Consider the following 26693-nt stretch of genomic DNA (forward strand, 5'->3'; position numbering starts at 1 on the left):
TCAGGCCTCCATGGCCAGTTCGCCACGGCTTTCACCCGCTACCGGAATCTTCAGCATGCGTTGCATGGCAGAAAGCTTGGGCGACAGGCGTGCCAGGGTCAGGGCCAGCTCTTGGTGTGGTGAACGCATGGCCAGGCGCTTGGCTGGCAACAGTTGTTCAAGGGAGCTGGGCAGTGGCTGCAGCAGGCTGGCGTAGCGGCACAGCTGGGTGGCGCGGCCGAGGGCGGCGCGGATATTTTCTTCCAGGGCCGGCAGGAACACCGGGCGTACCAGGCGTTCGTAGATGTCCGGGTTCATGCACCGCGGACGCTGGAAGGGCTTGCCCTGGTTGTGCATTTCCGCGCACATCAGGTCGAGCAGGTTGCGGATATCCAGTGCCTGCGGGCCGTTGCTGAGGAAGTAGTCGTCACCGATAAGGCGCTGGTCCAGCGCGCTGGCGATGCCTGCCGCCGCCACGTCGCGGGCGATCACGTCGACCCGTCCGTCCTCCGGGCACGGGATGATCGGCAGGTAGCCCGACATCATCAGCCCCATGGTCAGGTGAAAGCCCTGCAGTATGGGCATGTGGCCGCTGTGGCTGTCGCCGATGATGATCGACGGGCGGAAGATCGACACCGGTACGCCCGCATCACGTACCAGGCTTTCGGCCTGGCGCTTGACCACTTCGTACGGGGTCGAAGGCATCACCCCTGGGTGATAGTCACACGGGTGGGTGAAGGCGGTGCTGATGTGGTACAGCGGCACATCGGCGTCGCGGACAAACTCCAGTACTTGCTCGGTGCCCTGGTAGTTGACCGCGAACACCGCTTCGGCGTGGCCATCCAGGCGGGTAATGGCCGCACAGTGGATGACCCAGTCGACCCGCTTGGTCAGCGCCAGGTAGTCCGCGCTGGAAAGGCCCAGGCGCGGTTGGCAGATGTCACCGCGCAGGGTTTCGACCCCCGGGTGGCGGATGCTGCTACGGCGGGTCAGGCAGACCAGGTGATAGCGCTCGGCCAGTTGGTCGATCAGGGTATCACCCAGTACGCCGGCACCGCCGGTAAGGAAAACGGTCAGCCGTGAGGGTCCTGACATGGGCTAGCACTCCTTGCTCGCTAGGTTGATGAAGTGGCATGTGCCATGGCGCCCGTCTGCCTGGCAGTCGCAAGGGGGCCAAGAGACCGGAACGATTAAAAAAGCCGACCAGTAATCACGTGGTCGGCAAGTGGCCCTGCGCCTGACGTTGGAGACCCTGGTTGGCGCGGGCTGGAGGGGATGATGGCGATTTAGAAGTGGGGATTCTTGAACGAATCGCTTGTATTGCGCAGCACCATGGCGACGCGGCTGGGCGACATGCCGACCATGCGTCGCATCATGCGGGTGAGGTGGGCCTGGTCAGCGAAGCCACCGGCCATGGCGGCGTCGCTGAGGCTGGCGTCGTGGGCGAGGGCGTGGCAGGCTCGTTCGAGCTTGCGCCAGATGATCCATTGCGACAGTGGTACGCCCATTTGGCGCGTGGCGAAAAAGCGCAGGCGCGGGCTGGACAGGCCCACCGCGCTGGCCGCCCGCGATACCGCGCCGGTGCCGGCCCAGTCCTGGCGCAGCAGGTGCAGGGCATTGGACAGGCGCGGATCGAAGCTTTCGGGGGGGACCAGCTTGAGCTCCAGGGCCGCCACCACCTCGTGGAAGTTGGCGGCCTGGCGCACGCAATCGACGATGTCCTGGCTGACTGCTGCCTTGCCGCTGTCATCGAGCAAGGCTTTCAGCGCGCGGCCAAGCGGTGCATCCGGATAGAAGTAGAGAAAGGCAACGCGGTCTGGGTTTGGCAGTGAACGATGGTCGACGGAAGGCCCGATCAGAACCCCGGGCGCGGTGATGACCTGCTTGCCGAACTCCACCGTGATGTCGAAGCGCAGGCCGATGCACAGCTGGATGGCAACGTGGGCATGGGCTTCAGTCTGGTCGGTCTTGCCGGTGTAGCCCAGCCAGTAATCACCGAAGGTTACTGCTCCATCCCATCTCATTGCGCATCCCTGAAGCCTGTTCTAGATAGCCTGGCCGCATCTGAGCCCTTATCCTGAAGCGGCAGATGATAGCGTTATGGTATATCTTGGTCGATACAAAGCATAACGAATGATCTTTCGCAGAAATTAAGGCTTTTCTGCCGCGTGCAGGGCTGTGGAACTAATCCGTCTTTGCTGGCTCTTATGCCGGTAGCCATGGGTTGGGGACGCCTGATAAGCTCGCGGCTTCTACCCTGATTGCCCTTATGGCGCATGAACAAGGAAATTACATGAAACAGCATCGTTTGGCGGCTGCGGTTGCCCTGGTTGGCCTGGTACTGGCTGGCTGTGATCAACAGGCCAGCAGCCCCGAGCTGAAGACTCCGGCACAGAAAGCCTCGTACGGTATTGGTCTGAACATGGGCAAGAGCCTGGCTCAGGAAGGCATGGAAGACCTTGATTCGAAAGCGGTCGCCCTCGGCATCGAAGACGCCGTTGGCAAGAAAGAACAGCGCATCAAGGATGAAGAGCTGGTAGAGGCTTTCACCGCATTGCAAAAACGCGCTGAGGAGCGCCTGGCCAAGGCGAGCGAAGAAGCTGCCTCCGCCGGCAAGAAGTTCCTCGAAGAAAACGCCAAGAAGCCAGGCGTGGTCACCACGGCTTCGGGCCTGCAGTACGAAGTGGTCAAGAAGGCCGACGGCCCGCAGCCCAAGCCGACCGACGTGGTCACTGTCCACTACGAAGGCAAGCTGATCGATGGCAAGGTGTTCGACAGCTCCGTCGAGCGCGGCAGCCCGATCGACCTGCCTGTCAGCGGCGTGATCCCGGGTTGGGTCGAAGGCCTGCAACTGATGCACGTTGGCGAGAAGTACAAGCTGTTCATCCCGGCTGAACTGGCCTACGGCGCACAAAGCCCAAGCCCGCTGATCCCGGCCAACTCGGTATTGGTGTTCGATCTGGAACTGATCGCCATCAAGGACCCGGCCCAGCTGCAAGGCGCCGAGCCGGAAGCCGAAGCTCCGGCCGAAGCCCCTGCTGAAGCCCCTGCCAAGTAATACCGGCAAGCTTACGCAAAACGCCCCGTCCTGACGGGGCGTTTTCGTTTATGCCGGGTGGTTGGACGAACCTGCAACTGCTGGTACTGTCCGAGGAAATGCAGCGTGAGGAAGTAGGATGCTTCTGACGCAAATCGTTTGCGGCGTACGCACCCACGGTGTGAAACGGCTGTGTAAAAAACGCCCGATCTGACCGGGACCCTTGTCTGGCAGGCACCCGGGGTCAGAAACGTTGCCCTGTTCACAAGGTTATCCACAATAAATGTGGATAACCTTTTCCTCTCGGAGGCTCCATGAGCGCACCCTGGAATTTCGCCCGTTTCCTGCCCTTGGCCGAGCGCCTGCTCAGCCGTGGCCGGTTGCCGGCCTTGCTGTTCGCGGTAGCCCGCAAAGGCCCGCGCATCGGCCGGCTGCGTGAAGATGTGAAACTGCTGCAGTCGCTGTGCCTGGCCTGGTGGCGCGGCGAGTACCGCGCCATCAGCCCCAGGGCCTTGGTCACCATCGTCGCAGGCCTGCTGTATTTCGTCAGCCCCATCGACGCCATCCCCGACTGGCTGTTGGGCGTGGGCTTGCTCGATGACATCGCGGTGCTGGGCTGGGTGCTGAAGACCGTGGCTGATGAACTGGCGCGCTTCAAGGCCTGGCGCGACAGCCAGGCGCCCGAACGGCTGCGGGTGGTCGAGCGCCTGCCGGCCACCCCCGAAGCGCTGCGCTTGGAACGCAATACGCAGTGAAACTGGCCGCAACCGCAGCGCAACTGCACAGACCCCGGAGTTGGTAATATAATTGGCATAAGGGTTATGCCTACGGATTACATGCTGTAATCCTTTTTAAAGGGGTTTGTAATGGGTATTCAGGTCATCAGCCGGGACGGTCAACCCGAGTACGCCGTCGTTCCCTGGGAACAATACCAGGCACTGCTCAAGGCCGCAGGGCAGGCATCTGCCGAGGTGGTTGTCAGTGAAGCAGGCAATGCCGCTGCCAGTGCACCATTGCCAGCGTTCGACGAAGTTGCGCAGATTCGCCAGGCCAAGGGCATTGCTCCTGAGCAACTGGCGCGCAATGTCGGCGTTAGCCCGGCGTACCTGGCCATGATCGAATCAGGCGAACGCCAGCCGGACGCGGCCATCCGCCGTGCCCTGGCCTGGCATCTGGGGGTGGCTGGCTGGAGCGAGCCATCATGAGCCAGGTCAGGATCAGCCGTCAGCACTGGGATAACCTGCTGGGCGAGCTTGACCTGGCCCGTCGTCAACGTCACTTGCTGACGTACCGAGCGCTGATCGAGCGCTTGCAATTACCCAGCCCGGCCATGCAAACGCTGACCGCCGCGCTGGAGTATCTGGCGGTGCTGGATGCCCGCGCCGAGCAACCATTGCGCAGCTCGCTGGTGATCAGCCAGGGTGCCAGCCGTTTGCCGCGTACCGGCTTCTTCGAGTGCGTGGAGCGCCTGGGGCGTTTCTCCGGGCCGGTCGATGGCATGGAGGCGGCGTCGTGGCATGCTTCCGAAGTCGTCCGGGTGTTTGAGTACAGCTACCCCGAATCGGCCTGATTCGTTGCCTATTCCGGCCTCTTCGCGGGTAAACCCGCTCCCACAGGGATAGCGCCGACCTGTGGGAGCGGGTTTACCCGCGAAGAGGCCGGAACAGGCAAAGCATCCCTGTGGATCAGCCCGCAAGCCCTGCCATCGGCATCCACCACCTCCAATGCCTCCAGGTGCTGATGCCGGCCAAACAACTCCAGCAACTGCCCGATCGTGGCATTGAGCCGCACCGTCGGCTGTTCTTTCAACGGCAGCCCGGGCAATCTGCAATATCGACCCTTTTCGGCGATGGTCATGACGTATTCCTGAAAATGAAAGGGCCGGGCGTTTCCACGCCCGGCCCTTTCATTTCATGACAGCGCGATGACTGCTTGATGACAGATCGCATTAATTTGCCATCATTGCCACGGCGCCTTACTTCTTGGCCACCTTGGTGCTCGCACTCAGGTAGTCGATCAGGATGCGACCGGTTTCCGACAGGTAGGCATCGTCTTCCGGCTTGGTGTTTTCATCCTCGGCCGGCAGTGCATCCTCGTCCTCTTTCTTCAGCTCTTTCAGCGGCTCTTCACCCTTGGCCTTGCGGCGGATGTTCTCCAGCGCAAGCTGTTTGGCCTCGATGGCGTCGTGGCGTGCACGGCGGTCCTGCTCGTTGAGGCTGACCGTTTTCTCGTTCATCAGCTTCTGGGTCAGGGCCAGGCGGTCGCGGATGTAGGTGAACTCCGCGTCCTTGTCGCTGCGCGCTTCATGCTGCGCCTTGAGCTGGGCCAGGAACGGCTTGAACGGGTCGGCCGCCGGTTTGACCACAGGGCGGATGGTGTCCCATGGCATAGCCTCGGGCAGGGCGCTCTCGCCGATTTCCTTGGTGTCGATGATCGACGGGTAGTCAATGTCCGGCAGCACGCCCTGATGCTGGGTGCTCTGCCCGGAAACCCGGTAGAACTTGGCCAGGGTCAGCTTCAACTCGCCATGATTGAGTGGCTGGATGGTCTGCACTGTGCCTTTGCCGAAGGTTTGGCCACCGATGATCAGCGCGCGGTGGTAGTCCTGCATGGCACCGGCGAAGATTTCCGACGCCGAAGCCGACAGGCGGTTGACCAGCAGCGCCAGCGGGCCCTTGTAGAAGGCTCCGGGGTTTTCATCTTCCAGCACGTCGACACGGCCGTCGCTGTTGCGCACCAGTACGGTCGGGCCTTTCTCGATGAACAGGCTGGTGAGCTCGGTAGCTTCCTGCAGCGAGCCGCCACCGTTGTTGCGCAGGTCGATGACTACGCCGTCGACTTTTTCTTTCTGCAACTCGGTGAGCAGCTTTTTCACGTCACGCGTGGTGCTCTTGTACTCAGGGTCTCCGGCGCGGTAGGCCTTGAAGTCCAGGTAGAAAGCCGGGATTTCGATGATGCCCAGCTTGTAGTCACGCCCGTCCTGTTTGAGCTTGAGCACCGACTTCTTCGCTGCCTGCTCTTCAAGCTTCACCGCTTCACGGGTGATCGCCACGATCTTGCTGGTCTGGTCGCTAGGCGCGTTGCTGGCCGGGATGATCTCCAGGCGCACCACCGAGCCTTTCGGGCCGCGGATCAGCTTGACCACTTCGTCCAGGCGCCAGCCGACCACGTCGACCATTTCCTTGTTGCCCTGGGCCACACCGATGATCTTGTCGGCCGGGGCCACCTGCTTGGTCTTGGCTGCCGGGCCTGCCGGCACCAGGCGCACGATCTTCACCTGGTCGTTGTCGCTTTGCAGCACTGCGCCGATGCCTTCCAGCGACAGGCTCATGTTGATGTCGAAGTTCTCGGCGTTGTCCGGCGACAGGTAGTTGGTGTGCGGGTCGTAGGACTGGGCGAAGGTGTTGATGTAGGCCTGGAAAATGTCTTCGGCACGGGTCTGGTCCAGGCGCGCCAGCTGGTTCTTGTAGCGCTTGGTCAGGGTTTCCTGGATCTGCTTGGGTTCCTTGCCGGCGATCTTCTGGCGCAGCACTTCATCCTTGACGCGTTTGCGCCACAGGTCGTCGAGCTCGGCCTGGTCCTTCATCCATGGGGCGTCCTTGCGGTCGATCAGCAAGGTTTCCTTGGCGTTGAAGTCGATCTTGTCCACGCCTTTGTTCAGCTCGGCCAAGGCGAAGTCCAGGCGTTGCTTGACGCGGTCCAGGTAGCGTTTGTAGATGGTGAAGCCCGGGTCGAGGTTACCGCTCTTGAGGAAATCGTCGAATTGCGTTTTCCATTTGTCGAATTCAGCGATATCGGCGGCGGTGAAGTAGCTGCGCGCCGGGTCCAGCAGCTTGATGTAGCTGTCATAGATGATGACCGAGCGGGCGTCGTCCAGCGGCGGCTTGCTGTAGTGGTGGCGCTTGAGCAATTCCACCACGTTGAGGCTGGCGACGATCTCGTCGCGGTCCGGCTGCAGGCTATCCCACTTGTTGGCGGCCGCCGCATTGCCGCCGAGCGTGAGGCTGCCCAGGCCGATCATCAGCGCCAGGGCGGTGCTTGGGAGGAAATGCTTCATGCTGATTCGACGTGGAGACAATTGATCACGCATAGTAGGCCGTCTTTTCTGTTCACCGGTTGCAAAAAACCGGATGCATACTGCAAAAAGCCTGGGGACTTGGCGTTCCCAGGCTCGGTCATATGATTCAACTATGGAGGCACTGTGAAGGCATTGCAAGGCGTTGACGGACATGTGGCCTGGGTCGAGGCCGAACGCCCGACCTGCGACGCGGGCCAAGTGCGCATTCGCGTGGCTGCTGCGGGGCTGAACCGCGCCGATCTGCTGCAGATGAAAGGTTTGTATCCGCCACCGCCAGGCGCCAGCCCGTACATGGGCCTGGAGTGTTCCGGCGTGATCGAAGAAGTGGGCGCCGGTGCCGACTGGCGCGTGGGTGACCGTGTTTGCGCGCTGCTGGCCAGCGGCGCCATGGCCGAGGAGGTGGTGGTGGATGCCCGCCACGTGCTGCCTGTGCCCGAAGGCCTGAGCCTGCACGAGGCGGCGGGGTTGCCGGAAGTGTATGCCACTGCCTGGCTGAACATCTTCCAGCTGGGTGGCGTGAAAGCTGGCGAGAAGGTGCTGGTGCACGCTGGCGCCAGCGGCGTTGGCTCGGCCGCGATCCAGCTGTGCAAGGCGTTCGGCAGCCCGGTGTGGGTCAGCGTCGGTTCGCAGGACCGCTTGGCCTACTGCGAGGCGTTGGGCGCTGCCGGTGGCGTGGTACGTAACGAGAACCTGGAGGCGCTGGAAGGTTTCGGCCCGTTCGATGTGATTCTCGACCCGGTGGGCGCCAGCTATGGCGAACTCAACCTCAAGCTGCTGGCGCGTGACGGGCGCTGGGTGATCATCGGCCTGATGGGCGGGCGCAAGTTCGAGCTGGACCTGGCACAGGTACTGGGCAAGCGCCTGGAGATTACCGGCTCCACGCTGCGCAACCGCGATGACGGCTTCAAGGCCGAGTTGCTGCGCGATTTGCAGCAGCAGGTGTGGCCGCTGTTTACCGAAGGGCGCTTGTCGCCGCAGCTGGTGGATACCTACCCGGTGGAGTTTGCCCAGGCGGCATATGCCGAGCTTGAGACCAACCAGGTGTCTGGCAAGCTGGTGATGGTGATCGACCCAGGCCTGGCTTGAGATTGCCGGGGCTGCTTTGCAGCCCATCGCGACACAAGGCCGCTCCTACAAGGTAATGCGATCTCCTGTAGGAGCGGCCTTGTGTCGCGAAAGGGGCGCAAAGCGCCCCTATGGCCCTCAAGTCCAGCTCAGGATCGGCCACTTGTTGATCTCGGCATGCTCCCGCAACACCGCATCGGGGTTCACCACATGCGGATGATCCACCTTCAACAACAACGGCAAATCGTTCCGCGAATCGGAATAGAAACTCGCCCCCTCCAGGTTCTCCTGCTCCTGGTCCAGCCATTCCAGCAACCGCGTGATCTTCCCTTCGCGATAGGTCAGTACCCCATGGGTCTTGCCGGTATACACCCCGTTCACCGCCTCCAGCTCGATTGCCAGGTATTCGTCCACCCCCAGCCGCTCCGCAATCGGCCCGACCAGGTGGGTACCAGACGCGGAAATGATCAGGATACGGTCCCCACGCTTGCGGTGTTCGGCAATGCAGCGGCAGGCGTCGCCGTAGATGATCGGCTCGATCACCTCTTCGACCCACGGCTTCACCAGGTGCTCGACCTCTTCCAGGGTACGCCCTGCAATCGGCTCCAGGCTGAAGGCCATGTACTCCTCCATGTGCAGGTGGCCCCTGCCGTAGGCTTCCATCAGTTCATGGTCGCGGCGCAGGAACGCCTTGCCGTCGACCCAGCCCAGCCGGGCCATCTGCTCGCTCCACAGTGACGCGCAGTCGCCGTGGATCAGGGTTTCGTCCAGATCGAAAATTGCCAGTGCCATGGTGTTGATTCTCCTTAGGCCACTTCCCGTAGCGCCGTGGGGTCGATCGACAAGCTTACCCGTTGCCCGTCCGCGTGCAGGTCGGCCGGTGAACGGTTGAGCACGTCGACCACCAGCTCCACCTCGCGCACCTGCACCCGGTAGCGGATCACGTTGCCCAGCAGGCTGTGGCTGCGCACTTCGGCATCCAGTTCGCCGTTGATGCCCAGGGTGATCGATTCGGGCCGGATCGCCAGGCGGCTGGTCACCGGGCGCTGCAGCAGGCGGCTGGCGCTCTCGGCGTCGAGCAGGTTGTAGTTGCCAATGAAGCCGGCGGCAAACAGGTCCACCGGCGCGGTGTAGAGGGTTTCGGCATCGCCGCTCTGGACGATACGCCCCTGGTTCATCAGGAAGATGCGGTCGGACATGGTCAGCGCTTCTTCCTGGTCATGGGTGACGAAGATGGTGGTCAGTCCCAGCTCGCGCTGGATGGCGCGGATCTGCTCGCGCAGGTGCTTGCGGATGCGCGCATCCAGCGCAGATAGCGGCTCGTCGAGCAGCAGCAGGCGCGGGCGGGTGACCAGCGAGCGGGCCAGGGCCACGCGCTGGCACTGGCCGCCAGACAACTGGTGCGGGTAGCGCCCGGCGAAGTTGCCCAGTTCCACCAACTCCAGCACTTCGCGCACCCGAGCCTGGCTTTCATCGGCCTTGACCTTCTGCATGCGCAGGCCGAAGGCGACGTTCTGCTCGACGGTCATGTTGGGAAACAGCGCATAGCTTTGGAACACCATGCCAATGCCACGCTTTTGCGGGCTCAGCGGCACAATGTCATGGCCGTCGAGGAGGATCTGCCCACTGTCCACCGGGGTCAGCCCGGCGATGCAGCGCAGCAGCGTGGACTTGCCGCAACCGGACGGGCCAAGCAGTGTGACGAACTCGCCGCGCTCGATACGGCAGTCGATGTTTTCGAACACCGGGCTGCCGGCGTAGCTTTTTTGCAGTTTCTGTACGCTGACGAAGCTCATGTCAGGTCTTGTCCTTGTTCAGGCGGTTGGCGACCCAGGTGAGTACCAGCACGAAGGCGAAGTACGAGATCACCAGCGCGCTGTTGAAGTGGCCGCTGCTGTTGCGCATGTTGTTCAGGTAGACCTGCAGGGTCTCGTAGCGGGTGCCGACCAGCAGGTTGGCGAACACGAACTCGCCGAACAGGAACGAGAACGACAGCAGCAGTGCCACCATCAGGCCCTTGCGCAGGTTCGGCAGCACTACCAGCAATGCCGCCTGCCAGGTGCTGGCGCCCAGCAGCTGGGCGGCGTCCATCAGGTCGCGCAGGTTGATTGCCTGCAGGTTGTTGGTTATGGCCCGGTACATGAACGGCAGTGCGATGGTGAAGTAGCAGCCGATCAGGATCCACGGTGTGCCGACCATGGCCATGGGCCCGCTGCCATACAGCTGCAGCAGCCCCACCGACGACACCACCGGCGGCACCGCGAACGGTAGCAGGATGAGGATGTTCATCAGTGCGTCGAGCCTGGGGAAGTGGTAGTGCACCACGAACAGCAGCGGCAGGATCAGCACCACCGACAGCAGCAGCGCGCCCACGCACACCAGCAACGACTGGCCGAAGGCGGCCAGGAAGCGTGGCTCGCTCCACAGCGCGATGTACCACTTGAAGGTCAGGCCGCTGGGTAGCAGGCTGGCCGACCAACTGGTGGCCAGTGAGTAGAGGAGGGTGCCGGCCAGTGGCAGCAGCAGGATGAGGAACAGCAGGTAGACCACGGCGCGGTGGTACCAGCCGCCGGAATGGGCGTCAGCGCGCATGGTAGCTCCTTTTCAGTAGCCATTGATGCACTACCGTGACCAGCGTCATCAGCCCCACCAGGACCATCGCCAGGGCGCTGGCCAGGTTGGGATCGAGGCTGATATCACCGGCCACCAGGCCGGCGATGCGGATAGGCAGCACGTTGAAGTTGCCGGTGGTCAGCGCGTACACGGTGGCATAGGCACCGAGCGCGTTGGCCAGCAGGATGACGAAGGTGCCCAGCAGTGCCGGGGTCAGCACCGGCAGGCCGATGTGCCGCCAGAATTGCCAGTGGCTGGCGCCCAGCAGCGCGGCTGACTCGCGCCAGTCTTCACGCAGGGCGTCGAACGCGGGGTACAGCAGCAACACGCCAAGCGGGATCTGGAAGTAGGTGTACACCAGGATCAGCCCGCTCTTGGAATAGATGCTGAAGTCTTCCAGCAGGCCGACCTGTTTCAGCAGCAGGGTCAGCGCGCCGTTGAAACCGAGCAGGATGATGAAGGCGAAGGCCAGCGGCACCCCGGCGAAGTTGCTGGTCATGTTGGCGAAGGCGCTGACGAAGTCGCGCAGCTTCGAGTCCACCTGGCGCAGCGAGTAGGCGCCGAGGGTGGCGATGACGATGCCGAACAGGCTCGACCAGAAGCTGATCTCCAGGCTGCGTTGCAGGGCCTGCAGGTAGAACTTCGAGGCGAACACCTTGCTGAAGTTGGCCACGCCCCAGCCCGCTTCCGATTGCAGGCTGTTGATCGCCACCCAGGCCAGCGGGGCGATCTGGAAGATGACGAAGAACACGGCGAACGGTAGCAGGCAGAGCAGGGCCAGGTAGCGGCCTCGGGCGCTGCTGCTCTTGGGTGTAGTCACTTCAGCAGCTCCCGGCAGACACTCTTGTCATGCGCTGCGCCGAGCAGCTCGCAGATGGTCCCGCACAGCTCGGTTTGCAGCGGTTTGGCCGCAGGGTCGAGGCTGAAGGCATCGCCGAAGACGAACAGCGGCACTTCGCGCTCCTCGGCCAGCAGTCCGTTGTGCGAGCGGTCGTTGTTCATGCCGTGGTCGGAGGTGACCAGCACCTGGTAGCCCTCTTCGAGCCAGCCCGGCAGGTAATCGGCCAGCAGGATGTCGACGCTGCGCGCGGCGTTGCGGTACTGGCTGCTGTCCAGGCCGTGATGGTGGCCGACATCGTCGATGCTCATCGGGTGCACCAGCAGGAAGTTGGGGGCGTGGCGGCGGCGCAGGTATTCGCCATCGGCCAGCAGGTGCGAATCGGGGTAGCGGTCGTCCCAGTAGAACAGCCCGTGCTGGATCGGCAGCTTCGGCGCGTGGGTATGGCGGTCACGCTGCGGGTCGAAGGGAGAGCGATTGTACAGCTCGCTCATCCAGTGATAGGCCGCCGCCGCAGTGCCCAGGTTGGCCTCGCGGGCGTAGTGGAACACGCTGCGCTGGTTGGACAGGCGGTTGACATTGTTGTGCACGATGCCGCTGTCGATCGGCGGCACACCGGTGAGGATGCACTCGTACAGCGGCCGCGACAGTGACGGCAGTTCGCATTCCACGCGATACAGCGCGGCACGGTCGGCCTCGACGTAGGCGTGCAGATGGCCCATGGCGTGGTGGGCGACCTGGTAGTTGAGGCCGTCGAGCAGGACCAGGATGACGTTGTGTTGCATGGTGGCTCCAGTCATAAACCGCGTTGGCTTCTTCGCGGGTAAACCCGCTCCCACAGGGGCATGCGCCAGCCTTGAGACACGTGCTTTACCTGTGGGAGCGGGTTAACCGCGAAAGGGCCCGTCCAGGCGCTAGAGAAGCTAGCCCCTTACTCCATCTCGATGATCACCTGCTCCTGCCACATCTGCGGCAGCTTCTTCGAGCTCGCTTCCCAGGCATCGGCATTCTTGATCGGCTGCGCGGCCTTGTACTGTTCGTTGGGCAGCAGCTTGGCCTGTACGTCTTCAGGCAGCTTCAGGTGCTCGGCACGGATTGGCCGCGCGTGCCCCTTGGCCAGGTTGATCTGCCCGGCGTCGCTGAAGATGTATTCACGCGCCAGCTTGGCCGCATTCGGGTGCTTGGCGTATTTGTTGATGATGGTGGTATAGCCGGAGATCACCGAGCCATCCGACGGGATCAGCACTTCGAAACGCTTGGGGTCGATCTGTTCACGGTAGCTCAGACCGTTGAAGTCCCACACCACGCCCACTTCCACCTCGCCTTTCTCCAGGGTCTGGATGGTCGGGTTGGCCAGCGACAGGCGCTTCTGCTGGGCGAGCTTGGTGAACAGTTGCAGGCCCGGAGCCAGGTTGGTTTCGTCACCCTTGTACGCGATAGCCGCAGCCAGCACGCCGTTGGCGGCCTGGGCAGCGGTGCCGACGTCACCGATGGCGACCTTGTACTTGCCTTTTTCCAGGTCATGCCAGGAGGTTGGCCGCTCGCCTTCCTTGACCAGGTCCTTATTGATGATGAAGGCGATCGTGCCGGTATAGGCCAGCGCCCAGTGGCCGTCCTTGTCCTTGGCCCAGGTAGGTACCTGGTCCCAGGTGCTCGGCTTGTACGGTTGGCTCACGCCCTTGCTCACGGCGATCGGGCCGAAGGCGGCACCCACATCGCCGATGTCGGCACTGGCGTTGTCCTTCTCGGCTTCGAACTTGGCAATTTCCTGGGCCGAACTCATGTCGGTGTCGCTATGCTTGAGACCGTATTTGCTGGCCAGGTCTTCCCAGGTGCCTTTCCAGTTGGCCCAGGCATCGGGCATGCCCACGCTGTTGATGTTGCCTTCCTTGCGGGCAGCGTCTTCCAGGGCCTTGAGGTCGGGGCCGGCGGCCATGGCCGAGGTGCACAGGGTAATGGCCGAGCCGAGCAGTGACGCCATGAACAACTTTTTCATCCGAAGCTCCTAGGGTGGGTGCCTTTAGCGATGGTTGTTATGAGTGAAGCCGTTGTCTGGTGACCGTTGGTCTAGGTCAGCAAACCTTGAGCCAAGGTAGGCTGCTTGCGTGACAGTTTGATGTAGGGAAGGGCCGGTGAAGGCCCTGAGGCTACAGCGTAGACTACACAATCGCTCCGGTTCTGCTGGCTTGGCGCGTTTCTGGCACTATCTGGCCAAAGCCTTTGTCACAGGATGTTCATCAGCCCTGCCTAGGCTTGCACTATTCTCCAAGTGCCCTGTTTTGGGGCTGGACTAGTCCAGATAGGTAACCTTTGATGCAGTCGACGCCACCGCGTGCGGTAACAGCCATCTGTCACGCCCTGCAGGAGCAGATCGAGCACGGCCTGCTGGCCCCGGGCGGCAAGCTGCCGGCCGAGCGCAGGCTCAGCGAGGTGTTCGACACCACGCGCATCACCCTGCGTGAGGCGCTGGTGCAGCTGGAAGCCCAGGGGCTGATCTACCGCGAAGAGCGCCGCGGCTGGTTCGTCGCGCCCGAGCGGCTGACCTACGACCTGATCGAGCGTAGCCACTTCCATGCCATGGTCCGCGACCAGGGGCGGGTGCCCAGTACCGAACTGTTGTCGGCGCGGCTGCAGCCGGCTTCGGCGACCATCTGTGCGCGCTTGCAACTGCCGGCGTTGTCCAGCGTGGTGCGTATCTGCCGGTTAAGGCGGATCGATGGACGGGCGGTGCTGTATGCCGAGCACTACCTCAACCCCCGGTACTTCCCGGCGATTCTCGAACAGGACCTGGCGCAGTCGCTGACCGAAATTTATGGGCGGGTGTATGGCATCCAGTATGGGCAGGTGTGCTTCGAGATCTTGCCGACGGCGTTGCCGGTGGAGGCGGCCAGTGCCTTGAAGGTATCGGCGGGAAGCCCAGGGTTGCATATCACCCGGGTCAACAGTGACCAGCATGGGCACCTGATCGACTGTGACCTGGAGTATTGGCGGCATGATGCCATCCGCATCCGCGCTCAAGCTGGATGAAATGTTGGCTTCTTCGCGGGTAAACCCACAGGGACCGCACAGGTTTCAGCCTTTGCGCAGTACTTGTGGGAGCGGGTTCACCCGCGAAGAGGCCCTAACTGGAGGAACCGGCAGTCACTACCTGCACTGACAACCTTGGCGTTGCCAAATCCAGCCCGGCCTCATCCAGCTGCCGCTTCAACGCCAGGTTGAATGCCCGCGAAACCTCCCACTGCTTGATCGGTGCGGTCTTGAACCGCGCCCGCAAGATCGCCGAACCCGACTCGAAGCTTTCCACCCCCTGCAACTCCAACGGTGACCAGATGTTGCGGCGCATCAGCGGGTCGTTGCGCAGTTTCTGCCCCACCTCGCGAATCAGCGTGATCGCCTGGTCGATGTTCATGCTGTGCGGGATCGCCACGCGGAAGATCGCGTAACCGAACTCGCGCGAGTAGTTCTTGATGCTCTTGATCTCGCTGAATGGGATGGTATGCACGATGCCGTCGATATCACGCAGACGCACGGTACGGATGGTCAGCCCCTCCACCGTGCCCAGGTGACCGCCCACATCCACGTAGTCGTCGATGGCCAGTGAGTCTTCGATGATGATGAACAACCCGGTGATCAGGTCGGCCACCAGCGACTGCGCACCAAAGCCGATGGCCAGACCGATCACACCTGCACCGGCCAGCAGTGGGGTAACGTTCATGCCCATGTTGGCCAGGGCGACGATTACCGCGATGATGAAAATGACCACGAACATCACGTTGCGGATCAACGGCATCATGGTTTGCGCGCGGGCGTTGGCCAGGCCCCGGCGCGACCGTACCAGGGCGTGGTGCACTGCGGTGTCGGCAAGGATCCACACCAGCCAGGCGACGATCAGCGTGCCGGCCAGGCCCAGCAGGCGCACGCTTATGTCATGGCCTTCGCCCTCGGCGAAGCTGATCATCGACAGCCCCCACACGCGCAGCCCCAGCTCGATGAACACCAGCCAGATAAACAGGTGCACCAGCAGGTAGCCGAAGTTGCGCAGGCGTTCGGCGTACACTGCCTGGCGCTTGCTGGCGCGCTTGGGGTTGGCGGCGTGGCGGCGTACCAGGCCGTTGAGCACCATGCACACCACCACCAGCACCGTGCACATCAGCGACTGGCGCAGGGCGGTGCTGGTATCGCCGGCCGAGATGAAGGTAGCGAACAGCGAAATTGCCACCAGGATCAATGCCGGCACGAACCAGAAGCTGCCGAGAATCTCGATGGTGTCACTGAGGGTGCGCCGGGTCAGGCGCCGTGACAGCGGCTGGTTGCGGATCAGGTGGGCGATCGGGCGGCGGAAGCGCAGGATGAACAGCCCGGTGCACAGCGCCGCGATCACGTTGGCCAAGGTGGCCAGGGCGTGGGCCAGGTGGGTGCCGAGGGCGACCGTCAGGCGCGGGTCGCTCATCGCTTCACCGAACGCGGCGAAGCTGCCGATCAGCCACAGCGGGCGGAACGCCTGATGGCGCAGAATGTACAGGGCGCGGTGACGGTGGGGGCCGTCGAGCAGCGAGAAGGCGATCACGCAGATGGCCGAGAAGCAGGTGCCGACCACCAGCGCGTAGGCCAGCACCATGGCCAGCGATTTGCCCAGCGACGGCGGCAGCACGAAGCTCAGGTACACGGTGAACACCAGCGCCACCAGCCACGGGCCCAGCTTGCGCAGGGCAAAGCGCACCAGGTCCCAGGTGCGCGGGTGCTGCGGCAGTTCCTCGCTCAGGCCAAAGCGCAGGCGGACCCGGTGGCCGACCCAGTTGAAGGCGTAGGCCAGCACGCTCCAGACAGCGATGACGGCGGCAAAGCCGAACAGGATGGCCGGCCACTGGTGCACTGGCACCATCAACTCGGTCAGTTCGGCCTGGGCCTGTTCGATTTCCGCGGCCCAGCGATGAAACGGGCTGGCATCGCCGCTGAACTGTTTTTCGAAGTCATGCAGGGCACCGCCGATCAGGCCGAGCACACCCTGTTCGACGGTGGGTTGCGATTGCCTGGTGGCGTCGCGCAGCTTTTTCAGGTCGGCCAGCAGCTTGGCGCGTTGCTGGTCGTTTTCCAGGTTCTTGATCACCTCGTCCAGCGACTTGCCCAGCGGTTCGCTGGCTTCCGGTTGCGTGGACGCGCTACCGCCAAGCAGGCCTGGCAGGCCCGCGGCCTGCACCGGTAGGACAAACAGGAATAGCAGCAGGAACAAGCAACGCAGGAGAGCAGGCACTGGCAAAACTACCTCAGGTCAAACGATTGACCGAGTGTAGAGGTTTATGACGGCAGTTTCTCGAGGATCTTCCAGCAAGTGAGGCCGAAGATGCCCAAGGTGCCAATCCACATCATCAGCACGCCGATGTTGCGCTCGCGCAGGCTGAAACCGATGGTCAGCAGCATCAGGAACAGAAACACCGGCACGAACAAGGAAAGGAACGGGGACATGGACAGCAATCCTTTTGCAGTGGGGCCATGTAACAAGCATAGCGGGTGGCAGGCGAAGCGGGATTGACCTTGAGCACTGAACCAGGCAACGACGCTCTCTGTAGGAGCAGCCTTGCGCTGTGAAGAGGCCAGTACACTCCAAGCATCTCTGCTGGTTGTACCGGCCTCTTCGCAGCACAAGGCTGCTCCTACAAAGGGCGGGGTCTTCAGGATCTCAAGGCAACTCGCGGCAACGGTAGAAGGCGCTCAGCACCTTCACCAGGTGCGCCAGGTCATGGCTTCCGCACAGCTCGCGAATCGAATGCATGGCAAAGGTCGGCAAGCCGATATCCACCGTACGCACGCCCAGGTGGCTGGCCGCAATCGGCCCGATGGTCGAGCCACAGCCCATGTCGCTGCGTACCACAAAGCTCTGCACCGGCACTTCCTCGGCCATGCACAGGTGGCGGAAGAACCCGGCGGTTTCGCTGTTGGTAGCGTAGCGCTGGTTGTTGTTCACCTTGATTACCGGCCCGGCGTTGAGCTTGGGCCCATGGTTGCCGTCGTGCTTGTCGGCGTAGTTGGGGTGCACGCCGTGGGCGTTGTCGGCCGATACCATCAGCGAGCGCTGGATGGTGCGCACGTAGGCGTCGCCATCGGGCAGCAGGCGCTGCAGGGTCTGCTCCAGCATCGGGCCGTCGGCGCCACAGGCCGAGCAGCTGCCGACTTCTTCATGGTCGTTGCACACCAGTACGCAGGTTTCGTCGCTGTCGGCGGCCAGCAGGGCCTGCAGGCCGGCGTAGCACGACAACAGGTTGTCCAGGCGCGCACCGGCGATGAAGTCGCCGTTCAGGCCGACCAGCGCGGCGTCCTGGGTGTCGTAGAAGCTCAGCTCGTAATCCAGCACTACGTCGGCGATCAGCTCGTGCTCGCGGGCCAATTGCTCTGTGAGCAGTGCGCGGAAGTCGATGCGCTCGTCACCCGCCACCTGGGCCAGGATTGGCGGCAGTTCGTTCTGCGGGTTGATAGCCCAGCCTTCGTTGGCGGTGCGGTTGAGATGGATGGCCAGGTTGGGGATGATCGCGATCGGCAGCTTGAAGTCGATCAACTGGCTTTCGACCTTGCCGTCACGGCGGTAGGTGACCCGGCCGGCCAGCGACAGGTCGCGGTCGAACCATGGCGCCAGCAAGGCGCCGCCATACACTTCGACGCCTAGTTGCAGGAAGCCCTGGCGCTGCAGCTCGGGCTGTGGCTTGACCCGCAGGCATGGGCTGTCGGTGTGGGCACCGACCATGCGGATGCCGTTCAGCAGTGGTGCCTGCTTGCCCAGCTTGATGGCGATGATCGACGAGTCGTTACGGGTGACGTAATAGCGACCGCCAGGCACCGTGGCCCAGCTGTCGCGCTCGTCCAGGCGCTGGTAGCCGGCAGCTTCCAGGCGCTGGGCCAGGCTGGCGGTGGCGTGGAAGGGCGTGGGGGAGGCCTTGAGGAAGTCGATAAGGCCAGAATTCAGTGCGTCGCGCATAGCTCACTCCAGACAGCAGTGGCGCGAGTTTAGCGTATTAGGTCGACAAATTGTGTCCGCTTCTTCGCGGCTGAAGCCCCCACAGGTACTGCACAACCCTCGAAAGCGGTGCGGTCCCTGTGGGAGCGGCTTTAGCCGCGAAGAGGCCAGTACAGGCTGTACACATTCAGAAGGGCGCAGGGCACTCGAACTTCAGCCGCTCCCCGGATACCGGGTGGGTAAAGCTCAGCATCGAGGCATGCAGGCACAGCCGCTCATGGGCCGCCAGTGCCTCGGGGTTGGCATACAGCCGGTCGCCGAGCAGCGGGTGCCCGATCGACAGCATGTGCACGCGCAACTGGTGCGAACGCCCGGTAATCGGTGTCAGCTCTACCCGGCAGTAATCACCGCAGCGCTCGACGATGCGCCAGAAGGTCAGCGCATGCTTGCCCTGCTCGTGGTCCACCACATGCCGTGGCTTGGTTGGCGGGTCGTAGCGCAGCGGCAGGTCGATGCTGCCGCTGTCCAGCGCCGGCTGGCCCCAGCACAGCGCAGTGTAGGCCTTCTCGGTTTCGCGGTCGTGGAACTGGCGCGACAGCTCACGGTGGCTGTCGGCATCCCGGGCCAGCAGGATGATACCGGAGGTTTCCCAGTCCAGGCGGTGCACGATCAGCGCGTCGGGGTAGCCGTTTTCTTGCAGGCGGGTGATCAGGCAGTCCTTGTTGTCCTCGGCGCGGCCGGGTACCGACAGCAGCAGAGTCGGTTTGTTGATCACCAGGATGGCGGCGTCTTCGTGCAGGATCTGAATGTTGGACAGCGGCATTGCAGTATCTCTGTGATATCGGGGAAAACCATCGGGGCCGCCTTGCGGCCCATTCGCGGCACAAGGCCGCTCCTACAAGGAAATGCGTACCCCTGCAGGAGCGGCCTTGTGCCGCGAATGGACTGCAAGGCAGCCCCGATGGCCAATTGCGCGGATCAGCGATCCGGCAAGGTGATGTTCAGCTCCAGAATCGAGCAGCTACCCTGGTTTTCCAGCTCGATATGCACATCATCGTTGCCGATGTTTACATACTTGCGGATCACTTCCAGCAGTTCTTTCTGCAGTGCTGGCAGGTAGTCCGGTTCGCTGCGTTGGCCGCGCTCGTGCGCCACGATGATCTGTAGACGCTCTTTCGCTACCGACGCGCTGGTCTGTTTCTGTCTGCCACGAAAGAAGTCAAAAAGGTTCATGGTTTACTTGCCTCCAAACAGGCGCGCGAAGAATCCTTGCTTCGGCACTTCGATGAACCGCAGGGGCTTTTCTTTACCCAGCAGGCGGTCGACGGTATCGCTATAGGCCTGGCCGGCATCGCTCTGGTCGTCGAGGATGACCGGGATACCCTGGTTGGAAGCCTTGAGCACGGCCTGGCTCTCGGGGATCACACCCTTGAGCTTGATCGCCAGGATCTCTTCGACGTCGGCAATGCTCAGCATTTCGCCCTTTTCCACGCGCTCCGGGTGGTAGCGGGTGATCAGCAGGTGTTCCTTGATCGGCTCTTCGCCGTTCTCGGAGCGGCGCGACTTGCTCGACAGGATGCCCAGCATGCGGTCGGAGTCACGTACCGACGATACTTCGGGGTTGGTGACCACGACGGCTTCGTCGGCAAAGTACATGGCCAGGTGTGCGCCTTTCTCGATACCGGCCGGCGAGTCGCAGATGACGAAGTCGAAGTCTTTCTTCAGCTCCATCAGGACCTTTTCCACGCCTTCCTGGGTCAGCGCGTCCTTGTCACGGGTCTGGCTGGCAGCCAGCACGTACAGGTTCTCGAGACGCTTGTCCTTGATCAGGGCCTGTTGCAGGTTGGCTTCGCCGTTGACCACGTTGACGAAGTCGTACACCACGCGGCGTTCGCAGCCCATGATCAGGTCGAGGTTACGCAGGCCCACGTCGAAGTCGACGATGACGGTCTTGTGGCCACGCAGTGCGAGGCCGGTACCAATGGCGGCGCTGGTGGTGGTCTTGCCCACCCCCCCCTTGCCGGAAGTAACCACGATAATCTTGGCCAAGGTGTTTCACCCCTAAAATAATCGGGACACAAGTCCCTGCAAAAATACAAATAAATGGCAACGGTAAAAAGTTGCACTAAAAATGCTGGCAAGTATCCGTTAAAGCCGGGTGATGTTCAACACGTCGCCAGACAGGCTGACTTGCACGCCAGTGCCCCACAGCGGGTCGCGGCGCAGGTCTTCGCAGACCTTGTACTGGCCGGCGATGGAGACCATTTCGGCGGTCATCTGCTGGCAGAAGATTCGTGCCTTGGTATTGCCTTTGATGCCGGCCAGGGCGCGGCCGCGCATGGCGCCGTACACATGGATGTTGCCGTCGGCCAGAAGTTCCGCCCCCGGGCTGACCGAACCGGTTACCACCAGGTCGCCGCCCTGGGCATAGATCTGCTGGCCGCCACGTACTGGCGAAGTGATGATGCGGGTCGGGCGCACCTCGGGTTCGAGGATTGGCGGCGGGACGGGGGCCGGCTCGGGCTTCTTCACCTCGGGTTCAGGCTCCAGCGGCCGTTCGCGAGCGCCGGATGGCGGCAGCACCGGCAGGTCGATGGCGATGGCGGCGGCGATGTCCTCGATGCGGCTGGCGCGGATGGCCAGGGTGCGCAGGCCGTGGTGGCGGCAGATCCTCATCAAACCGGGCAGGTCGATTGCCCCCTCGTTGGCCGGCAGCTTGTCCAGCGCCAGCACCAGCGGCGTGTTGCTGAAGAAGTTCGGTGCCTGGGCGACTTTGGCCGCCAGTTGGCGGTCGAGGGCTTCAAGGTCATTGCGCGCCAGTTCCAGCACTGTAATGGCGAGCATGCTGCCCTTGAGCTGGAACACGGAGGCGGTATCGGGTGTGTGGTTTGGGCTCATGGTCTGCATAGACGGCTTGTTGCGAAAAAAGTGCCCTGACTTATAACGATAAGACCGGTTGCCCGCAACATGCGTTGATCCGTTGTAGAATGCGCGGCCTTTGTCTTTCCGGAAGCTTCAATGGAACGCCCGCGTTTTCGTCCCTATTTCCTTCACCCACGTTTCTGGGCCCTGTGGTTGGGCCTGGGCCTGCTGTGGCTGGTGGTCCAGTTGCCGTACCGGGTCCTGTTGAAAGTCGGTGCCGCGTTGGGTGCGGTGATGTACCGCTTTGCCGGTGAACGGCGCCGCATTGCCGCGCGCAACCTGGAGCTGTGCTTCCCGGAGCTGTCGGTCGACGAACGGCAGCACCTGCTCAAGGCCAACTTCGCCTCCACCGGTATTGCCTTCTTCGAAATGGCCATGAGCTGGTGGTGGCCCAAGGCCCGGCTGGCGCGCCTGGCCCATGTCGAGGGGCTGGAGCACCTGCAGGCCGCCCAGCAGGCGGGGCAGGGTGCCATCCTGATGGCGGTGCACTTCACTACCCTGGAAATCGGTGCTGCGCTGCTGGGCCAGCAGCACACCATCGACGGCATGTACCGCGAGCACGGCAACCCGCTGTTCGACTTCATCCAGCGCAGCGGCCGCGAGCGGCATAACCTCGACTCGCTGGCGGTGGAGCGCGAGGACGTGCGCGGTATGCTCAAGCTGCTGCGCTCAGGCCGGGCGATCTGGTACGCACCGGACCAGGACTACGGCGCCAAGCAGAGCCTGTTCGTGCCGCTGTTCGGCATCCCGGCGGCGACAGTGACGGCCACCACCAAGTTTGCCCGGTTGGGCAAGGCGCAGGTGATTCCGTTCACCCAGAAGCGCCTGGAAGATGGCAGCGGCTATCGTCTGGTGATCCACCCGCCGTTGGCGGATTTCCCCGGGGAGAGCGAAGAGGCGGACTGCCTGCGCATCAACCAGTGGGTCGAAAGCGTGTTGCGCGAATGCCCCGAGCAGTACCTGTGGGCGCATCGCCGGTTCAAGTCGCGGCCCGAAGGGGCGCCGCGGCTGTATGACAAGAAGAAGCGTTGAATCTTGTTTTGCCTGTGCCGGCCTATTCGCGGGTGAACCCGCTCCCACAGGTTCTCCACAGGCCCTGAAGGCTGTGCAATACCTGTGGGAGCGGGTTTACCCGCGAATAGGCCGGCACTGAGAGCACATCAACCCCAGGAAGGACTCCTATGGCGCCACCCCCGGTAACCGGTCTCATCCTTTCTGGCGGCGGCGCCCGCGCTGCCTACCAGGTCGGCGTGCTGGCCGGCATTGCCGAGCTGCTGCCCGCTGGCGCGCACAACCCGTTCCCCGTCATCGTCGGCACCTCTGCCGGTGCCATCAACGCCGTCACCCTGGCCAGCGGCGCTACCCATTTCAGCGAAGCCGTACAACGGCTCACCGCCTTCTGGCAGAACTTCCGCAGCCACCTGGTCATCCGCAGCGACTGGCCCGGCGTGGTCCGCCAGGCCAGCCGCTTCGTTGCCCACAACCTGCTGGGCGTGGGTGGCCCGGCGCCAGTGGCGCTACTGGACAGCAGCCCATTGCGTGGCTTGCTGCAGGCGCACCTGAACCTGGACGGCATTGCCCACTCCCTGGCCGCCGGGCAACTGCGCGCCGTCGCGGTGACCGCTTTTGGCTACGAATCCGGCCAGGCGGTGACCTTCTACCAGGGCCGCGGTACCATCGAAGCCTGGTTGCGCCACCGTCGCATCGGCATGCCCACGTCGTTGACCATCGACCACCTTCTGGCCAGTGCGGCCATCCCGCTGCTGTTCGCCCCGGTGCGGCTGGGCGACGAGTATTTTGGCGATGGCGCGGTACGCCAGTCGGCGCCGATTAGCCCGGCCTTGCACCTGGGCGCCAGCCGGGTACTGGTAGTCGGGGTCAGCGGCAACCCGCAGCGGCCGGCGCCACCGTTGCCAACCCAGCGCGTGTTCAGCGGGCAGCAGCCGAGCCTGGCGCAGATCGGCGGGCACATGCTCAACAGCACGTTCATTGACAGCCTGGAAGACGACATCGAGCTGCTACAGCGCCTCAACCACCTGAGCCACCTGTTGCCGGAGCACCTGGACGCCCGGCGCCTGGGCCTGGCGCCAATCGACGTGTTGGTGGTAGCGCCCAGCCAGCCCCTGGACGAGATTGCCGCGCGGCACCGGCGTGAGTTGCCGGCGGCGTTGCGCGTGTTCCTGCGCGGGCCGGGGGCGACCCGTACCAGCGGGGCGGGGGTGTTGAGCTATTTGCTGTTCGAGGCCAGTTACTGCAGCGAGCTGATAGAGCTGGGGCGAAAGGATGCCTTGGCCAAGAAGCGGGAGCTTTGCCAGTTCCTGGGGATTTGAAGTTGCCTGTGCCGGCCTCTTCGCAGCACAAGGCTGCTCCTGCAGGGGAGCGCGTCGCCTTGTAGGAGCAGCCTTGTGCTGCGAAGAGGTCTGGCCTGCCTACTCGGCTATCTGCAACTTGCGCGCCTGGGTATACACATACCGCACCTTCTCGTACTCGAACGGCGAGTTGAGCTGGCCATAGCGGAATTTGGTGCTGTAGCGCTTGTCCACCACACGCAACACGGAAATTTCCGGGTGGTCGCTGCTGGCTTCGGCCACGTTCAGGTAGTTGATCGCCTGTTCGCCCGCATAGTCCACCACCAGCCCGGCGGTGTCGCGCAGGTTCGACGGCCCCAACACCGGCAGCATCAGGTAGGGCCCGTCCGGTACGCCGTAGAAGCCCAAGGTCTGGCCGAAGTCTTCACTTTGCCGTGGCAGGCCCATCTTGGTCGCCGGGTCCCACAGCCCACCCACGCCGATAATGGTGTTGAACATCAACCGTGCGGTGATCTCCGCCGAGCGCTTGGCTTTCAACTGCAATACGCTGTTGAACAGGTTCGGCACGTCGCCCAGGTTGTTGAAGAAGTTGGTCACCCCGGTGCGCACGAAGCGCGGGGTGACGTACTGGTAGCCGCTTACCATCGGCAGCAACACCCATTGGTCCAGGCGGTAGTTGAAGTGATAGACGCGCCGGTTGATCGATTCCAGCGGGTCGTACACGTTCAGCGCTTGCAGGGTAGAGCGCTCGAACTCGCGCTGGTCCAGCCCGGGGTTGAATTTCAGCTCGCGCAGCGGGTCGACGAAACCATCGGCCTCGGGCGCCAGTGGTGCTTCGGTAACTTGCGGGTCGGCTTCGACCACGCTGGCCCGGGGGGCGGTTTCGGCGGCCAGGGCATGGCCGGCGGCGAACAGGGCAGTGGCGAAGAGGAGTTTGTTAACCACGGAAGAACTCCAGCATGGCGTCACTGTTGACGCGGTAATTGAGGTTGCCGCAATGGCCGCCGTGAGGGTAAAGGGTCAGGCGCTCACCGAATACCTTGCGCAGGAAGCCGATATCACCGGGGCCGAGGATGACGTCGTCGGCGTTGTGCATCACGGCGATCTTGTCGCTGCTGCTCAGGTAGTCTTCCAGCGCATACAGGCTGACCTGGTTGATCAGTTGCAGGATGCTGTTGCCATCGGTGCGGGCGCGCCACATGGGGATGACCTGCTCAGTCATGTAGCAGTCGAAGTCGCACTGCAGGGCACGCTTGAAGAACGGCGTGAGGCTGCTGCCCTCGGTGATCGGGAACTTTGGCGGAATGATCAGGCCGCGACGGTTGATCAGGTCAGAGGTGAAGGCAATGTCGGCCGCCGAGAAGCGGAACGAGGTGCCAATCAGCATGGCCATCTGCTCGTTGGAAAGGTGCTGGCGTGACTGCTGGAAGTCATACAGCAAGGCTTCATTGAGGTCGATGTAGCCCTTTTCCTGGAAGTAGCGGGTCAGCTTGGCCAGCATCAGCTCGTAGAAAGTGGTGCTGCGATCGATGCCCTTGACCTGGGTCTGCACCAGCTTGTCGAGGTTGTTGATTGAGGTGTACAGGTTGACCGGCGGGTTCAGCAGCAGCACGCGCTTGAAGTTGAAGCTGCGGCGGGTTTCGTCCAGGTGGCTGACGAAGGCAGCGTCGAGTGCGCCCAGGCTGTAGCCGGTGAGGTAGAACTCGCTGATTGGCAGGCGTGGGTGCTGGGCGCGCACGGCCTGCATCACCCGGTACATGTCTTCGGCATCATCCTGGCTGACGCCAGGGGTGGCGAAGCGCGAGGCGGCGCTCATGAAGTCGTAGCTGGTGGGCGAGGACAATTGCACCACGTGGAAGCCGGCCTGGTAGAACAGCTTTTTCAGGTATTCGTTGATGCTGCTGGTGTAGGGCGCCCCGGTGCCAGCGATGATGAAGATCAGCGGCGCCTCGCGGTCTTGGCGGGCCAGGCGGTACTTGAGCTTTTTCACTGCCCAGAAGTTGTCGGGCAGGGTGAACTCACGGTCCGGGCGCAGGTTGAGGCTGTAGTCGGACTGGCTGATTTCGTCGTCGTCGGGCAGGGTGGGGCGCTGGTCCGGCGGTGTGGTGGCGATGGTTGCCTCGAACGGGTTGGTCAAGGGGTAGCCATAGCTCGCGGCGTCGATATCCCGCGCCGAAGCGGCCACAGCCATGAGTAGGCCGCCGAGCAAGGCAGCGAGGCGCAAAGATCGAAGCATGTAATCCCCCAAGAGAACGCAAGGTCGAGCAGTGTGCAGGCTAGGACCACAGCGGGCCGGGCAAAGTTGCCAGGTGCGGTGGTGTTTGGTGTGCCTGTTATCCGCAACATAGCTGCAGAGATGTGATTTTGCCTTACAACAGGGCATCAGCGATCATGGATGCTTTCAATTACCGCTATTGGAGAACTGGATGTCTCGTTCGCTGCCGGCTGCGCTGCTTTTGCTGTTTCTGGGGCTGTGGCTTGCTGCCAGTTATGGCGTGCGCTACGGGCTGATGGAGGACGGGCAGTGGGTAGGGCTGTGCACGGCGCCGGCAGCCTACTGGCAATGTGAAGTACGGTCGTTGCTGGGGCTGGGCATTCATCATCAGGTGTTGGCCTGGAGCGGGCTGGCGCTGGCGCTGCTGGCGCAGGTCGTTGCCGGCCGTGGCGGTTGGTGGCTGGCGGTGTTGGCGTTGGTGTTCGCAGTGCCGGCGCTGGTGCTGTATACCGCCAGCATTGCCGTGTTCGCGCTGGTGCTGGCGGGGTTGCGGCTGGTCAGGCAAGCGCGGCGTGGCTGACAGGGGATGCCTTGGTTGTTGTGCTGGGGCGGAAATCGAGCGCCGCCCGCGCGGCGCTTCGCGGGACAAGCCCGCTCCCACATTTGTTGCAACGTGCCGAACCTGTCAGGC

The 26693-nt window shown here is 63.0% G+C and carries 27 protein-coding genes and 1 pseudogene; 9 read left to right on the plus strand and 19 right to left on the minus strand.

What is annotated here, in order from left to right; genetic code table 11:
• Positions 1–1074 (minus strand): SDR family oxidoreductase, encoded by a 1074-nt coding sequence (locus tag CAY82_RS12585; RefSeq protein WP_087501491.1) that lies wholly within the window; start codon positions 1072–1074, stop codon positions 1–3.
• 191 nt (positions 1075–1265) lie between these two features.
• Complete coding sequence (locus tag CAY82_RS12590; protein WP_087501492.1) at positions 1266–2003, minus strand: AraC family transcriptional regulator; 738 nt, start codon at positions 2001–2003, stop codon at positions 1266–1268.
• A 269-nt stretch (positions 2004–2272) separates the two neighbouring features.
• Here CAY82_RS12590 and CAY82_RS12595 point away from each other — a divergent pair, with 269 nt between their 5' ends.
• From CAY82_RS12595 to CAY82_RS12610, 4 genes are all read left to right on the plus strand, one after another.
• Positions 2273–3037, plus strand: coding sequence for an FKBP-type peptidyl-prolyl cis-trans isomerase (locus tag CAY82_RS12595; protein WP_087501493.1), 765 nt, complete (start codon positions 2273–2275; stop codon positions 3035–3037).
• Positions 3038–3330: 293 nt separating this feature from the next.
• Positions 3331–3771 carry a YkvA family protein gene (locus tag CAY82_RS12600; protein ID WP_087501494.1) on the plus strand — a complete coding sequence of 147 codons (441 nt, stop codon included), beginning with the start codon at positions 3331–3333 and terminating at the stop codon, positions 3769–3771.
• A 111-nt stretch (positions 3772–3882) separates the two neighbouring features.
• Positions 3883–4221 (plus strand): helix-turn-helix transcriptional regulator, encoded by a 339-nt coding sequence (locus CAY82_RS12605; protein ID WP_087501495.1) that lies wholly within the window; start codon positions 3883–3885, stop codon positions 4219–4221.
• Entirely contained in the window at positions 4218–4586 is a 369-nt protein-coding gene (locus CAY82_RS12610; protein ID WP_063911582.1) for a hypothetical protein, read from the plus strand. The genes CAY82_RS12605 and CAY82_RS12610 overlap by 4 nt, the downstream gene beginning before the upstream one ends.
• An 8-nt stretch (positions 4587–4594) precedes the next feature.
• Here the strand turns inward: CAY82_RS12610 and CAY82_RS12615 are convergent.
• A pseudogene (locus CAY82_RS12615) lies at positions 4595–4819 on the minus strand (diguanylate phosphodiesterase); the annotation flags it as partial.
• Positions 4820–4991: 172 nt separating this feature from the next.
• On the minus strand, positions 4992–7073 hold the full coding sequence (locus tag CAY82_RS12620; RefSeq protein WP_170931066.1) for a carboxy terminal-processing peptidase: 2082 nt from the start codon (positions 7071–7073) through the stop codon (positions 4992–4994).
• Between the two features lie 144 nt (positions 7074–7217).
• On the opposite strand from CAY82_RS12620, the gene CAY82_RS12625 reads away from it, so the two are divergent.
• Positions 7218–8180, plus strand: a complete 963-nt coding sequence (locus CAY82_RS12625) for an NAD(P)H-quinone oxidoreductase (RefSeq protein ID WP_087501497.1) — start codon at positions 7218–7220, stop codon at positions 8178–8180.
• 117 nt (positions 8181–8297) lie between these two features.
• Here the strand turns inward: CAY82_RS12625 and CAY82_RS12630 are convergent, their stop codons facing one another.
• The 6 genes from CAY82_RS12630 to CAY82_RS12655 all read right to left on the minus strand — a co-directional run bounded on the left by CAY82_RS12630 (position 8298) and on the right by CAY82_RS12655 (position 13606).
• On the minus strand, positions 8298–8951 hold the full coding sequence (locus CAY82_RS12630) for an HAD family phosphatase (protein WP_087501498.1): 654 nt from the start codon (positions 8949–8951) through the stop codon (positions 8298–8300).
• Positions 8952–8965: 14 nt separating this feature from the next.
• Positions 8966–9955 carry an ABC transporter ATP-binding protein gene (locus CAY82_RS12635; protein ID WP_087501499.1) on the minus strand — a complete coding sequence of 330 codons (990 nt, stop codon included), beginning with the start codon at positions 9953–9955 and terminating at the stop codon, positions 8966–8968.
• A gap of 1 nt (position 9956) precedes the next feature.
• Complete coding sequence (locus tag CAY82_RS12640) at positions 9957–10751, minus strand: ABC transporter permease (RefSeq protein WP_087501500.1); 795 nt, start codon at positions 10749–10751, stop codon at positions 9957–9959.
• A complete protein-coding gene (locus tag CAY82_RS12645; protein ID WP_087501501.1) occupies positions 10741–11592 on the minus strand; it encodes an ABC transporter permease subunit in 852 nt (283 codons plus the stop codon). Before CAY82_RS12645 ends, CAY82_RS12640 begins: the two co-directional genes overlap by 11 nt.
• Positions 11589–12395, minus strand: coding sequence for an alkaline phosphatase family protein (locus CAY82_RS12650; RefSeq protein ID WP_087501502.1), 807 nt, complete (start codon positions 12393–12395; stop codon positions 11589–11591). Before CAY82_RS12650 ends, CAY82_RS12645 begins: the two co-directional genes overlap by 4 nt.
• 146 nt (positions 12396–12541) lie before the next feature.
• Positions 12542–13606: an ABC transporter substrate-binding protein gene (locus CAY82_RS12655; protein WP_087501503.1), complete on the minus strand. Its 1065-nt coding sequence runs from the start codon at positions 13604–13606 to the stop codon at positions 12542–12544.
• Positions 13607–13923: 317 nt separating this feature from the next.
• On the opposite strand from CAY82_RS12655, the gene CAY82_RS12660 reads away from it, so the two are divergent.
• Complete coding sequence (locus CAY82_RS12660; protein WP_087501504.1) at positions 13924–14637, plus strand: UTRA domain-containing protein; 714 nt, start codon at positions 13924–13926, stop codon at positions 14635–14637.
• A 94-nt stretch (positions 14638–14731) separates the two neighbouring features.
• On the opposite strand, the gene CAY82_RS12665 is transcribed toward CAY82_RS12660, so the two are convergent.
• From CAY82_RS12665 to minC, 7 genes are all read right to left on the minus strand, one after another.
• Entirely contained in the window at positions 14732–16861 is a 2130-nt protein-coding gene (locus CAY82_RS12665) for a mechanosensitive ion channel family protein (RefSeq protein ID WP_087501505.1), read from the minus strand.
• 44 nt (positions 16862–16905) lie between these two features.
• Entirely contained in the window at positions 16906–17073 is a 168-nt protein-coding gene (locus CAY82_RS26690) for a hypothetical protein (RefSeq protein ID WP_170929313.1), read from the minus strand.
• 214 nt (positions 17074–17287) lie between these two features.
• The gene (locus CAY82_RS12670) at positions 17288–18577 is read right to left on the minus strand and encodes a M18 family aminopeptidase (protein WP_063911593.1); all 1290 of its coding nucleotides are present in this window, start codon (positions 18575–18577) and stop codon (positions 17288–17290) included.
• 166 nt (positions 18578–18743) lie between these two features.
• The gene (locus tag CAY82_RS12675) at positions 18744–19379 is read right to left on the minus strand and encodes an RluA family pseudouridine synthase (protein WP_011532730.1); all 636 of its coding nucleotides are present in this window, start codon (positions 19377–19379) and stop codon (positions 18744–18746) included.
• Positions 19380–19534: 155 nt separating this feature from the next.
• A complete protein-coding gene (minE, locus tag CAY82_RS12685) occupies positions 19535–19789 on the minus strand; it encodes a cell division topological specificity factor MinE (protein ID WP_003252572.1) in 255 nt (84 codons plus the stop codon).
• Between the two features lie 3 nt (positions 19790–19792).
• A complete protein-coding gene (gene minD / locus CAY82_RS12690; protein WP_013971423.1) occupies positions 19793–20605 on the minus strand; it encodes a septum site-determining protein MinD in 813 nt (270 codons plus the stop codon).
• 99 nt (positions 20606–20704) lie between these two features.
• Positions 20705–21463, minus strand: a complete 759-nt coding sequence (gene minC, locus CAY82_RS12695) for a septum site-determining protein MinC (protein WP_087501507.1) — start codon at positions 21461–21463, stop codon at positions 20705–20707.
• Positions 21464–21574: 111 nt separating this feature from the next.
• Between minC and CAY82_RS12700 the strand changes: the two genes are divergently transcribed.
• Positions 21575–22510 carry a lipid A biosynthesis lauroyl acyltransferase gene (locus tag CAY82_RS12700; RefSeq protein WP_087501508.1) on the plus strand — a complete coding sequence of 312 codons (936 nt, stop codon included), beginning with the start codon at positions 21575–21577 and terminating at the stop codon, positions 22508–22510.
• 149 nt (positions 22511–22659) lie between these two features.
• Positions 22660–23808, plus strand: coding sequence for a patatin-like phospholipase family protein (locus CAY82_RS12705; protein ID WP_087501509.1), 1149 nt, complete (start codon positions 22660–22662; stop codon positions 23806–23808).
• A 99-nt stretch (positions 23809–23907) separates the two neighbouring features.
• On the opposite strand, the gene CAY82_RS12710 is transcribed toward CAY82_RS12705, so the two are convergent.
• Together CAY82_RS12710 and CAY82_RS12715 are read right to left on the minus strand one after the other, a co-directional pair.
• A complete protein-coding gene (locus CAY82_RS12710; RefSeq protein WP_140399106.1) occupies positions 23908–24732 on the minus strand; it encodes a VacJ family lipoprotein in 825 nt (274 codons plus the stop codon).
• The gene (locus tag CAY82_RS12715; protein WP_087501510.1) at positions 24725–26023 is read right to left on the minus strand and encodes a serine/threonine protein kinase; all 1299 of its coding nucleotides are present in this window, start codon (positions 26021–26023) and stop codon (positions 24725–24727) included. The genes CAY82_RS12710 and CAY82_RS12715 overlap by 8 nt, the downstream gene beginning before the upstream one ends.
• Before the next feature lie 190 nt (positions 26024–26213).
• Here CAY82_RS12715 and CAY82_RS12720 point away from each other — a divergent pair, with 190 nt between their 5' ends.
• On the plus strand, positions 26214–26582 hold the full coding sequence (locus CAY82_RS12720; RefSeq protein ID WP_087501511.1) for a hypothetical protein: 369 nt from the start codon (positions 26214–26216) through the stop codon (positions 26580–26582).
• Positions 26583–26693: the final 111 nt, after the last annotated feature.

The organism is Pseudomonas sp. SID14000, assembly GCF_002165135.1.
GTDB lineage: Bacteria > Pseudomonadota > Gammaproteobacteria > Pseudomonadales > Pseudomonadaceae > Aquipseudomonas.